Annotated in this window: 11 protein-coding genes and 3 tRNA genes; 3 read left to right on the top strand and 11 right to left on the bottom strand. The window is 60.9% G+C overall.

Annotation, left to right across the window (positions count from 1 at the left end):
• Positions 1-8: 8 nt before the first annotated feature.
• The 8 genes from VMH34_03365 to VMH34_03330 form a co-directional block, all read right to left on the bottom strand.
• A tRNA-Asp gene (locus VMH34_03365) sits at positions 9-85 on the bottom strand.
• Positions 86-105: 20 nt separating this feature from the next.
• Positions 106-181: transfer RNA gene (locus VMH34_03360), tRNA-Val, on the bottom strand.
• Between the two features lie 13 nt (positions 182-194).
• Entirely contained in the window at positions 195-467 is a 273-nt protein-coding gene (locus VMH34_03355) for an HU family DNA-binding protein (GenBank protein HTT07810.1), read from the bottom strand.
• A gap of 186 nt (positions 468-653) precedes the next feature.
• A complete protein-coding gene (gene lon / locus VMH34_03350) occupies positions 654-3068 on the bottom strand; it encodes an endopeptidase La (protein HTT07809.1) in 2415 nt (804 codons plus the stop codon).
• Between the two features lie 125 nt (positions 3069-3193).
• Entirely contained in the window at positions 3194-4471 is a 1278-nt protein-coding gene (gene clpX / locus VMH34_03345; GenBank protein ID HTT07808.1) for an ATP-dependent Clp protease ATP-binding subunit ClpX, read from the bottom strand.
• Between the two features lie 44 nt (positions 4472-4515).
• Positions 4516-5139, bottom strand: coding sequence for an ATP-dependent Clp endopeptidase proteolytic subunit ClpP (gene clpP, locus VMH34_03340; GenBank protein ID HTT07807.1), 624 nt, complete (start codon positions 5137-5139; stop codon positions 4516-4518).
• Between the two features lie 20 nt (positions 5140-5159).
• Positions 5160-6488 (bottom strand): trigger factor, encoded by a 1329-nt coding sequence (gene tig / locus VMH34_03335; protein HTT07806.1) that lies wholly within the window; start codon positions 6486-6488, stop codon positions 5160-5162.
• A 107-nt stretch (positions 6489-6595) separates the two neighbouring features.
• Positions 6596-6680, bottom strand: a tRNA-Leu gene (locus VMH34_03330).
• A 291-nt stretch (positions 6681-6971) separates the two neighbouring features.
• Here VMH34_03330 and VMH34_03325 point away from each other — a divergent pair.
• Together VMH34_03325 and VMH34_03320 are read left to right on the top strand one after the other, a co-directional pair.
• Positions 6972-7649: a glutaredoxin family protein gene (locus VMH34_03325; GenBank protein ID HTT07805.1), complete on the top strand. Its 678-nt coding sequence runs from the start codon at positions 6972-6974 to the stop codon at positions 7647-7649.
• A 68-nt stretch (positions 7650-7717) separates the two neighbouring features.
• Entirely contained in the window at positions 7718-8110 is a 393-nt protein-coding gene (locus VMH34_03320) for a hypothetical protein (protein HTT07804.1), read from the top strand.
• 130 nt (positions 8111-8240) lie between these two features.
• Here VMH34_03320 and VMH34_03315 read toward each other — a convergent pair whose 3' ends face one another.
• The 3 genes from VMH34_03315 to VMH34_03305 are packed head-to-tail and all read right to left on the bottom strand — an operon-like array spanning position 8241 to position 10378.
• A complete protein-coding gene (locus VMH34_03315; GenBank protein HTT07803.1) occupies positions 8241-9188 on the bottom strand; it encodes a hypothetical protein in 948 nt (315 codons plus the stop codon).
• Positions 9189-9242: 54 nt separating this feature from the next.
• Positions 9243-9656, bottom strand: coding sequence for a hypothetical protein (locus VMH34_03310; GenBank protein ID HTT07802.1), 414 nt, complete (start codon positions 9654-9656; stop codon positions 9243-9245).
• Complete coding sequence (locus VMH34_03305; protein ID HTT07801.1) at positions 9653-10378, bottom strand: type 1 glutamine amidotransferase; 726 nt, start codon at positions 10376-10378, stop codon at positions 9653-9655. The genes VMH34_03310 and VMH34_03305 overlap by 4 nt, the downstream gene beginning before the upstream one ends.
• 358 nt (positions 10379-10736) lie before the next feature.
• Here VMH34_03305 and VMH34_03300 point away from each other — a divergent pair, with 358 nt between their 5' ends.
• Entirely contained in the window at positions 10737-10994 is a 258-nt protein-coding gene (locus VMH34_03300) for a hypothetical protein (protein ID HTT07800.1), read from the top strand.
• The last annotated feature ends 306 nt before the right edge of the window (positions 10995-11300 follow it).

The raw sequence follows: 11300 nt of genomic DNA, 5'->3' as shown, positions 1-11300 counted from the left end.
CCAAATAATGGCGGAGCGGACGGGACTCGAACCCGCGACCCCCGGCGTGACAGGCCGGTATTCTAACCAGCTGAACTACCGCTCCGGCTTGTCCTTGGATTTCGCTGGTGGGTGCTGAGGGGTTCGAACCCCCGACCTTCGCCTTGTAAGGGCGACGCTCTCCCAGCTGAGCTAAGCACCCCAAGGAGAACGTTTTAGTTTACGGCATCCTTGAGGGCCTTGCCAGCCTTGAAGCCCGGTGATTTGGAGGCCTTGATCTTGATGGCCTCACCGGTGCGGGGGTTGCGGCCCATGCGGGCTGCGCGTTTGCGCACGGTGAAAGTGCCAAATCCGACCAGGGTCACCACCTGGCCTTTTTTCAATTCCTTGGCGATGCTGTCCGTCACGGCATCCACGGCGCGCGCGGCCGTGGCCTTGGAAATATCTGCCGCCTCTGCAACTTTATCGATGAGTTCTGCTTTGTTCATTGTATTTCTTCCCCTTCAGAAAGATGTTGGAACGCCGGATGTCTTGCTCTGTTTCGCGGGCCTGTGTCGCGGAAAAATTTTTTGTCGAACGGGGCACTGATCCTCGCGCGAAGATTTATACCAAGCGCCTGTAAAGGCGTCAAGCAACGTGCGCGTGATTTTGTGATTTATTTCCAATCTGCAATTTTAGTGTGCGCGGACGGCGTCGTTCTCCGGCGACTTGTCCTGCGTGGGTACGGCCGCTTTCGCGGCGTCCGCCGCAACCGGCGCCGGCAGTCGTTGCAAGGCCACCTGCAGAACCTCTTCAATCCAGCGCACCGGCCGGATATCGAGGTGTTGTTGTATGTTTTTCGGAATCTCCGCGAGATCGCGTTGATTTTCAACCGGTATCAACACGGTCTTGATGCCGCCGCGCAACGCCGCGAGCAACTTTTCCTTCAAACCGCCGATGGGCAGCACCTCGCCGCGCAGCGTGATCTCGCCGGTCATGGCGACATTGGCGCGCGCCGGGATGCCGGTCAGTGCCGACACCAGGGCGGTGCACATGCCGACGCCGGCACTGGGACCATCCTTGGGCGTGGCCCCCTCCGGCACGTGGAAATGCACGTCGCGCTTGCGATAGAAATCGGGATCGATGCCCAGGGTGGCGGCGCGGCTGCGCACCACCGTCATGGCCGCCTTGATGGATTCCTGCATCACATCGCCCAGCCGTCCGGTATAAGTCTCCCGGCCCTTGCCGGGAATGACACCCACCTCGATGGTCAGCAAATCGCCGCCGACCTCGGTCCACGCCAGCCCGGTCACCTGGCCGACGCGGTCCTGCTCCTCAGCGAGCCCGAAGCGGAATTTCTTGACCCCCAGATATTTCTCCAGACTTTTGGGCGTGATCGTCACCCCCTTGCCTTCATCCTTGCTGGGCGCGGGTTTGAGCAGCACCTGTTTGACCACCTTGCGGCAGATGTTGGCGATCTCGCGCTCCAGATTGCGCACCCCGGCCTCGCGCGTATAGACACGTATGATTTCCTGCACCGCCGGTGTGGTCAGCGACAGTTCACCGGCCTTCAGCCCGTTGTTTTTCATCTGCTTGGGGATGAGGTACTTGCGGGCGATATTGATCTTTTCCTCCTCGGTGTAACCGGGCAGACGGATGACCTCCATGCGATCCAGCAGGGCGGGCGGGATGTTCAGGCTGTTGGCCGTGGTCACGAACATCACCTCGGAGAGGTCGTAATCCACCTCCAGGTAGTGATCGTTGAAGGTATGGTTCTGCTCTGGATCCAGCACCTCCAGCAGCGCGGCGGCGGGATCGCCGCGGAAATCCATGGCCATCTTGTCCACTTCATCCAGCAGGAACAGCGGGTTGCGGTTGCCCGTCTTGGCCATGTTTTGCAGGATCTTGCCCGGCAGCGAACCGACATAGGTGCGCCGATGGCCGCGAATCTCGGCCTCGTCGCGCACGCCGCCCAGTGACATGCGGACGAATGTGCGTCCGGTCGCGCGCGCGATGGATTTGCCGAGCGAGGTCTTGCCCACGCCCGGCGGCCCGACCAGGCACAGCACCGGGCCCTTGATCTTCTGCACCCGTTGCTGGACGGCCAGGTACTCCAGAATGCGCTCCTTGACCTTCTCCAGACCGTAGTGATCCTCCTCCAGCACCTGACGCGCGCGCGTCAGGTCGTGGCTCAGCCGGCTGCGCTTCTTCCACGGCACGTTCAGCATCCAGTCGAGGTAATTGCGCACCACCGTGGCCTCGGCCGACATCGGCGACATCATGCGCAGCTTTTTGAGCTCGGCATTGGCCTTTTTCCTGGCCTCGGTGCTCATCCCCGCCTTGTCGATGCGCTTTTGCAACTCGTCAAACTCATTGCCGCCGTTTTCCATCTCGCCGAGTTCACTCTGAATGGCCTTCATCTGCTCGTTCAGGTAATACTCGCGCTGGCTCTTTTCCATCTGCTTCTTCACCCGCCCGCGCAGCCGTTTCTCGACCTGCAACAGATCGATCTCTCCCTCCAGCAGCGCCACCAGATGTGTCAGCCGCTCACGGACGTCCACGATTTCCAGGATTTTCTGCTTCTCGGGGATCTTGACGGACAGATGGGCGGCGATGGTATCGGCCAGCCGCGAAGGCTCGTCAATCGAGGACAACGAAGAGATGATCTCCGGGGGAATCTTGCGGTTCAGCTTGACGTACTGGTCGAATTGCGACATCGCCGATCGCGTCAGCACCTCCGCCTCGCGCTCATCGATATCACCGGACTGCAGCACGCTGACCTCGGCGGTAAAGATATCCGCAGTGGCGTTGTACTGCGTAATGCGGGCGCGGGCGGTGCCCTCGACCAGCACCTTGATGGTGCCGTCCGGCAGTTTCAGCAATTGCAGGATGGTGGAGAGGGTTCCTACCGAATAGATGTCCTGCGCGCCCGGATTGTCCTCGGCGGCGGTTTTTTGCGCCACCAGCAGGATCTGCTTGTTGCCCTCCATGGCCATGTCGAGCGCCTTGACGGACTTTTCCCGCCCCACAAAGAGCGGAATCACCATATGCGGATAAACCACCACATCCCGCAACGGCAGCACCGGTACGCCTGCTATGGTTTCCGTCATGACCGTCATTCCTCAAGTATCCCGGGGATCAGACCGCCGCCGACGCGGCGGCAGATATTAAAGGCCAGATGGGGGCGCCCGCACCCGTATTCAAGCCTCCCATGAGGCTGACAGCGCCAGGGCCTCTAGTCAGAGGCGGCCTCTTTGGGGCGCTCCGCCCCCTCGTAGAGGATCAGCGGCTTGGATTCGCCGGCGATGGCGGCGTCATCGACCACCACCTTGGCGACGTTCTCCAGCGAAGGCAGCTCGTACATGGTGTCGAGCAGCACATGCTCCAGAATCGAGCGCAGGCCGCGGGCGCCGGTCTTACGCTCCACCGCCCGGCGCGCCACGGCGCGCAACGCCGCCTCGCGGAACAGCAATTCGCAGCCTTCCATCTCAAACAGCTTGGAATACTGCTTGGTGATGGCATTGCGCGGCTCGGTCAGGATCTGCACCAGCTGACCCTCTTCGAGCTCGTCGAGCACCGCCAGCACCGGCAACCGGCCGACGAACTCGGGGATCAGACCGTATTTGATCAAATCCTCCGGCTCCACCTGATGCAACAGCTGGTTTTGCAGCTTGCGATCGGTCTGACTGCGTACTTCGGCGGAAAAGCCAATGCCGCTCTTCTCGGTGCGGTTCTGGATGATCTTCTCCAAACCCGAGAACGCCCCCCCGCAGATGAACAGGATGTTGGAGGTATTGACCTGCAGGAATTCCTGCTGCGGATGCTTGCGGCCGCCCTGCGGCGGCACCGAGGCGATGGTGCCCTCGATCAGCTTGAGCAGGGCCTGTTGCACGCCCTCGCCCGACACGTCTCGGGTGATGGACGGATTGTCCGATTTGCGCGAAATCTTGTCGATCTCGTCGATGTAGACGATGCCGGTCTGTGCCTTCTCGACGTCGTAGTCGCATTTCTGCAAGAGCTTCTGGATGATGTTCTCGACGTCCTCACCGACGTAGCCCGCCTCGGTCAGCGTGGTGGCGTCGGCGATGGTAAACGGGACGTTGAGCAGGCGCGCCAGGGTTTCGGCCAGCAGCGTCTTGCCGCTGCCGGTCGGGCCGATCAGCAGAATGTTGCTCTTGGCCAGCTCGACGTCGCCTTGCTTGGTGCGCGTCTCCAGCCGTTTGTAGTGGTTGTAGACCGCCACGGCCAGTATCTTCTTGGCCATGTCCTGGCCGATGACGTACTCGTCCAGCGTCTTGCGGATCTCGTGCGGCACCGGCAGGCGGTGCCCCAGGCCGCCGGCCTTGTCCTGGATCTCTTCGCGGATGATGTCGTTGCACAGCTCGACGCACTCATCGCAGATGAACACTGAAGGCCCGGCGATGAGCTTGCGCACCTCATGCTGGCTTTTGCCGCAAAAGGAACAGTACAGCAGCCGATCGCCGTCGCCCTTGGTGGGCCTGCCCTCACTCATGTCTCACCTCGCTGTGATCGCGCATCCGTTTCCGCCCGACTCGATCATTTATCCGCCGCGGCCGCCCGTTCGGCCAGCACTGCATCGATCAGACCGAAGGCCTGGGCCTCCTCGGCCCCCAGGAAATGGTCGCGCTCGGTGTCCTGAGCGATCCGCTCGATGGGCTGGCCTGTATGTTTCGACAGGATTAGATTCAAATGTTCCCGCGCCTTCAAAATCTCGCGGGCGTGGATCTCAACGTCGGTGGCCTGCCCCTGGAAGCCGCCGAGCGGCTGATGGATCATGATGCGCGAATGCGGCAGGCAGAAGCGCTTGCCCTTGGCGCCGCCGGCGAGCAGCAGCGCCCCCATGCTGGCCGCCATGCCCACGCACATGGTGCTGACGTCCGGCTTGATGAACTGCATGGTGTCGTAGATGGCCAGACCGGCCGATACCGAGCCGCCGGGTGAATTGATGTAGAGGTGGATGTCCTTGTCCGGATTTTCGGATTCCAGGAACAGCAGCTGCGCCACCACCAGGTTCGCGACGTAGTCCTCGACCGGCCCCACCAAGAACACCACCCGTTCCTTGAGCAGGCGCGAATAGATATCGTAGGCCCGCTCACCGCGCGCCGTTTGCTCGACGACGATCGGCACGAGGTTCAAACCGCGTGTGTCCATGGCGCTCATTTCGACAGGTTTATCGGTCCTCATGCGGCTGGTTTCTCTTTTGCAGTCTGCCTCGGTTTCATCAGATCGTCAAACGCGACCTGCTGGGTCTCCACCCGCGCCTGACTCAACACCCATTCCACCGCCTGATCCTCCAGCACGGCGATCTGGATGTCGCTCAGGCGTTGCGGATCCTCGTAATACCATTTCACCACCGCCGCCGGCTCGTCATAACCCGCGGCGATGGACTCCACGGCCGCGCGCACCTTGGACTCCTCGGCACGCAGGCTGTTCTTCTGGATAATCTCGCCGATGAGCAGGCCCAGCGTCACCCGGCGCACGGCCTGATCGCGGAACGCCTCCGGCTTCATCGCCTGGGTGTGTTCGTGCGGCACGCCTTGCGATTGCAGGTTGTGCCGCATCTCGTGCAGCAGCCGCTCGGCCTCGCCGTCCACCAGCGACTTCGGCAGCTCGACGTGATTGGCGGCCAGCAGCGCGTCCATTACATTCTGCTTGGTCAGATTGCGGCTGGCGTTGTTGCGCTCGCGTTCCATATTGCGCTGCACCTCGGCGCGGAATGCCTCCATGCCGCCTTCCTTGACGCCAAACAGGGCGTAAAAGGCGTCATCCAGCTCCGGCAGCACCGCCTCGGAGATTTCCTTGATCTTGACTTCGAAACGGGCCTCTTTGCCGGAGAGCTCGGCGCGGTGATAGTTAGCCGGAAACTTCACGTCCAGGGTGTGGTCTCCCGGCGTCCTGCCGATCAGGCCTTCCTCCAGGCTGGCGATGAAAAGGCCGGCGCCCAGCTCGACCGGGAAGTCCTCCGCATCGCCGCCGCTATAGGAGTGTCCGTCCACCGTGGCCTTGAAATCAATCGTCACCCGATCGCCCTTGGCGGCGGGACGCGTGACCGGGCGCCAGGTACGTCGCTGGCGGCGCAATATTTCGATCATCCTGTCCACGTCGTCGGCGCCGATGGCGCAGACCGGGCGCCGGATTTTCAATTCCTGCACCGGACTGAGAGTGACCTCCGGGTAAACCTCGAAGGTGGCGGTATAAGACAACCCCTCCCCGGGATCGCTCTTCACCGGATCGAACACGGGCCGGCCGGCTGGGCGCAGTTTTTCCTGCTCGACGGCATCGGCAAAGGTCTTGCGCAGCATTTCGCCGACCACCTCCTGCCGCACCTGACCGGAGAATCGCTTTTCCACCACCTGCAACGGCGCCCGGCCGGGGCGGAACCCATTGATGCGCGCCGAACGAGAGATGGCCTGCAGCCGCTCCTTCATCTGACTGTGGATCTGCTCCTCGGGGACCTGTACGGTCACCCGCCGCTCCAAGGGGCCGCTATTGTTTACGGATACCTGCATGACTTCGCCTCTCAATATTTAATTGTAGAAAATCGCAATGCATCAGTGTATGGGAACCGCCGGGTGCGGAGGAACCACCCGCCCCGGACGCTCAGGATCGGGCCGTATGGTGCGAAAGGAGAGACTCGAACTCTCACGGGTTGCCCCACTGGAACCTAAATCCAGCGCGTCTACCAATTCCGCCACTTTCGCGCGCCTAAACCCGTTTCCCCGCGGCACGGCCCTCATGGGCCGGACCATCCCTTTCGCAGGCCGTTTGATGTCACATATATAGTATAACTGTGCAGCCCTTCAGCGTTAATCCCGGACTTGTAACAATCGCATCGCGTCATCTGGTGCGCCGCCGCACGGCGCCGCGCCGTGGAGCGGCAAAACACGCGCGCGTGACGATTTTTGATATGAGTTCTATACTTCTGTGCCGAACCGAACCCCAAACGCCTGCTCTTAACTCGATAACGTCCACCACCTCACGGGACTGCACACATGCACACGACCAAGCCATCCCTGTCACCCGCCGCCCTTCCCCTCTGGCTGTGCCTGGGCATGCTGTTCTATGCCGTGCCCGCCGGCGCGGTCATCGTGGTCGAATGCATCGACGCCCAGGGCAACAGCTCCTTCCGGGAAAGTTGCCCGCCGGGTACCGCCAAAAAAGGCGAGAAGAAACTGCCCGGCAAGGCCGGCGGCGTAGGCGAGCCGCAGCAGGTGGACGTCAAGGAGATCGCCGCCAAGCACCCGGTGCTGCTCTACACCGCCCCCAAGTGCGACGCCTGCGATTTGGTGCGGACCCAGTTACAGAAGCGTGGCGTGCCTTTCACCGAGAAGGACGCCTCCAATGACATCAAGGTCCAGGATGAACTCAAGGCCTTGATTGGCGGCACCACCCTTACCGTGCCCGTGGTCAGCGTGGACAAGGATGTTCTGACCGGCTACAACCAGGGGGCGCTGGATAGTGCCCTCGACAAGGCGGGCTATCCTTCGAAAAACGGGTCCGCCCCCAAGACCGCTGCAGAAGGCGGGGCGCCCGCGCCTGCCGGTGATACGGGTACGCCTCCTGCGCCCCCTGCGGATAACGGAGATACTTCCGGCAATAATACAGCGCCGCCCGCAGATGCCACGTCGCCGCCCGCTGATACCACGACACCCCAACAGTCCGGCTATTAGGCCCATCTCACTGGCATCTCAAGCGTCATATTCTACGCACGGTTGGATTCTTACACTGACCTGACGGCATGGTGTCCCTGCTGGTATTGATGCTGGCCTACGGTCCCTATCAAGCCACCGTCATCGACATCATCGCCCCCGGCGTGCTCCGCCTGGAGGTGTCCGTGTGGCCGGATGTGACGCGCCTTGTGGAGTTCCGTCTCGACAATATCGAGTCCCCGCGGCTCACCGGCCTGTGCGAGGGTGAGCAATTGCTGGCGCAGGAGGCCCTTGATTACACCCGCAGCCTGATCGGCAAAACCGTGGTGATTTCCAGGGTGCACAAGGAAATCGCCTGGTTCAGCGGCCAGTTGAGAACCCCGGAAGGTGTGGATCTCGGCATGGAATTGATCAACACCGGCTACGCCGTGCTGATCAGCAAATCCCAGCCGCCCTCCGTTCACGTCTGGTGCTCGCCATAGAAGTCTCTGAGAATGTCAGTAGTGGACCCCGGCACAGGGATGTGCTGGCGTTGCTCAGCAACGGGAGGGAAACAAAAACCACATTTTTTGTTTCCCGATCTCTGAAAAGTCCAGGATGGACTTATTCAGACTACCATTCAGCGGGTGGGTGCAGTTCCGCCTCGACATAAACATCCACGATCTCGCCGCGCAACCATGGCAGCGCTTCGCGCAACAGTTGGGGCCGAGTCTGCAACAAGGGCGACTCCACCGGCAGGGCGCCACTCTCCGCGCCCAGATAAATCTCCACGTGGTCTCCGCCGCCTTCCAGCACGGCCAGATCGTCAAGTTCCATGCGCGCGTCAAACAGCCAGCGATCCTTGAGCTCCCGCGCCAGCGATTTCAGGGCCTGCGCCAATGCCAGACAGCGTTTCTGGCGATCGGCCAGCCGCACTGCGTCCGGGAAAACAAAACGCAGGCCGGGCTTGATCTGCAACACGGCGCCCTGATCCTGAGTGAAGCTCCACTCGCCGGCGCCGATCGGAAATGTTTCTTCCCCGACTTCGCCCTCCTGCACGTCACAGATCGACATTTCCAGACAGGCGCGCCGCACGATGGGCGCTGCCAGCAACTGTGGCTCATTGATGCGCGGTCCGCTGACCACCACGGAAGTCGCGCCGATCAGCAGGCGCAGCGTACGCCTGCCCTCCGCCAACACCCGCACGTCGTCGGCCGCCGCATTCAGCCCTTCCAGCAAGCGGCCCAACCACTCGGCGTAGGCGCTGGTACGCGCCGCCCAGCGCGCCATCTCCGCCGGGCTTTTGGGCTGGTTGACGCGCGGGCTCCGGCTGCGTTTCGGGGGCTCGGGAGGCTGGGCCAGCGCCTGCTGCGCCTCGTTTTGGTAGGCGCTGATCATTTCCTCAAGCGCGATGCGGGCGAAATCGCGCTGGGTGTCCGCCCCGCCGGCCTGCACCGTCTGCCCGATGCGCGCCAGGGCCTCGACAGCGGCGCTACTTTGCGTACGTGCAGATTTTGGTGGCTCCGCCCGTCCGCCGATTTCCTGCGCGGCAGCCGCCGAAACGAGCAGCAACGTCAGCATGGCTGCCGCTGCAATACGGCGGGAGAGTGTGCTCGCCGCCTCCGCTGCCATTCGTTAATGCAACTGTTGAAGTACGGCGAGCACGCTCTCGCGCATCGCCTGCACCGCGGCGGTCACTTGCCGGTTGCTTTCCTCGCTGTCGCGCAATGCCGGCCACTCACGGCCCCAGACGGTTTTGAGATTGGCCGCCGCCACCTGCACCGTCGCCGGCTGGAGCATGCTCAAGTCGTTGATCAGTCCCACCCGCGCCCAGCCATTGATGGGATTGCCGCGTTCGGTGTCCTTCTCGTAATGCGCGTAGTCGGCCAGCAATTGCAACTCGTTGAGCTCGGTCAGGGTGCGGAATGCTGCGTCCCGCATATTGTGATTGTGCTCGTTCACCCCCTGCCGCCACGCCGAGTAGGCCAGGGCCAGGATCGCCACCAAGAGGCTCAACAGCGTGACCAGGTTTTGGCGCGCTGAATTCATGCCTGCCGCTTCCGCGCCAGGACCATGAATCGCTCATACACCTGGCGCGCGTCCCTGTTCAACTGTGGCAGGGCCTGCATGGTCTGCGCGGCCAGGCGCTCGCCCGCCCCCGGACCCATGCTCTTCACCAACGCATCTTCATAGGCCGATATCGAGGACCACTCCGACACCGTCCGGGCGGTGATCTCCAAGTGATATTGCACGCCATAGGCATGATCGTTGACCCGCATGGCCTGCACAGCGCAGAGCGGCGAGTGCGCCAGCACCACGGCCCCGGCCGGCGGTTGCAGCACGGCGGCGCCGTGCCATTGTAGACAGGTGGCAGGCGAGGCCATGCCCGCAAACAGCGGATCCGCGGCGGCGGCATCGGCGTATTTGATTTTCATCACGCCGACTTCTGGCTGCGGCATTTTGCCGACCTTGCCGCCCAGCGCGTCGGCAAGCAACTGGTGACCGAGACAAATGCCCAGATACGGCATGCGGTGCTCCAGCACGGCCTCGCGGATGGCCCGTTTCTCCGGCTTCAGCCACGGATGCAGATCTTCCTCCCAGACATCCATCGGCCCGCCCATGACCCAGAGCGCGTCGTATCCCTCAAGCGGCGGGATCGGATCGCCCTCGTCCAACTCCACCGTGTCCCAATGAACGCCATCCTCCTTCAGGAACTCGAGAAAGATGCCCGGATGTTCGATGTCCAGATGCTGAAAAACTAAAATGCGCAAGCGACACCTCGCGGGTTTGAACGCGTCGGAATTATACCTCCGTCATCACCGCCCCGTGAGGGCGCAGAACGCCGATAAGGAAGGACCATGCCCAGTAGACGCAGCTTTTCTTCGTCTTTATGCTGTAATGCAGTTAACGGATCCGCCATGCCACTTTTTATCCGGCAAATCCATGTCATCTAAATTACGTTGGACACCATGCCGACGAAGCTGAACACGCTGGGGAAACTTCTGAACAGCAGAGTTACGTAAAAAGCATTTAAAATTAGCAGAAAATATATTCTCAGTTACATTTTTTATATTGCTCTCTATAGGGGCAGTTGTTGCTGTCTTTGGCCCCAACAATCAACAAAACAAATTGGCCAAAGAGCACAAGATGGAGAGCTCTGAATTTTTAAAAATTACATGCCATGCAAAATCCGTATGTAAAGACTATGCCGCTTCAAGGCTAAGCTGCGCAGCGGCTGGCAGCATCAATGAATGCATAAAAATTAAAATGCAAGGAGAAGACTTTAGCTCCTGCATGGACGACGGAAGTGTTGGTGGCATTGACGACAAATCAATGCCAAACTTTGCACAATGCATGGGAAACAAAGTTTTGCTCTTCGTTAAATAACATAAATTCTTTGAAGCGCAACAAAACCAATGAAAAAATAAAAAATCCTCAACCGCGCAGGTTAGCCCCGGCCTAACAATTCAATCCAGGGGATCGCCAGCAAGCTGGCTCCCCCTGATTTCAAACGTTAGCACACGCAGTAGTAGCGAAATCAGATGCACGGCGGTCAGTCGCGACGCAGGCGATCGGAAATTGCAATAGGTGTCGGGTAGCGCATTACGATCAGGTAGGTCGAGATAATAAACGTCACCAGCGTCGCCATCTCGATGATCTGGGATATTTTGTCGTCGATCACGTTCGTCTTGA

It is taken from the genome of Gammaproteobacteria bacterium, assembly GCA_035501935.1.
Taxonomy (GTDB): Bacteria; Pseudomonadota; Gammaproteobacteria; order JAJPIJ01; family JAJPIJ01; genus JAJPIJ01.
The sequence above is the reverse complement of the archived record's forward strand: the minus strand, read 5'-3'. Positions and strand labels throughout refer to the sequence as shown.

Bases quoted from the DNA above. Each gene is read 5' to 3' on its own strand.
- clpX (HTT07808.1), bottom strand. From the start codon at position 4,471: ATGAGTGAGGGCAGGCCCACCAAGGGCGACGGCGATCGGCTGCTGTAC.
- VMH34_03315 (HTT07803.1), bottom strand. From the start codon at position 9,188: ATGCTGACGTTGCTGCTCGTTTCGGCGGCTGCCGCGCAGGAAATCGGC.
- VMH34_03325 (HTT07805.1), top strand. From the start codon at position 6,972: ATGCACACGACCAAGCCATCCCTGTCACCCGCCGCCCTTCCCCTCTGG.
- VMH34_03320 (HTT07804.1), top strand. From the start codon at position 7,718: ATGGTGTCCCTGCTGGTATTGATGCTGGCCTACGGTCCCTATCAAGCC.
- lon (HTT07809.1), bottom strand. From the start codon at position 3,068: ATGACGGAAACCATAGCAGGCGTACCGGTGCTGCCGTTGCGGGATGTG.
- tig (HTT07806.1), bottom strand. From the start codon at position 6,488: ATGCAGGTATCCGTAAACAATAGCGGCCCCTTGGAGCGGCGGGTGACC.
- clpP (HTT07807.1), bottom strand. From the start codon at position 5,139: ATGAGCGCCATGGACACACGCGGTTTGAACCTCGTGCCGATCGTCGTC.
- VMH34_03355 (HTT07810.1), bottom strand. From the start codon at position 467: ATGAACAAAGCAGAACTCATCGATAAAGTTGCAGAGGCGGCAGATATT.
- VMH34_03310 (HTT07802.1), bottom strand. From the start codon at position 9,656: ATGAATTCAGCGCGCCAAAACCTGGTCACGCTGTTGAGCCTCTTGGTG.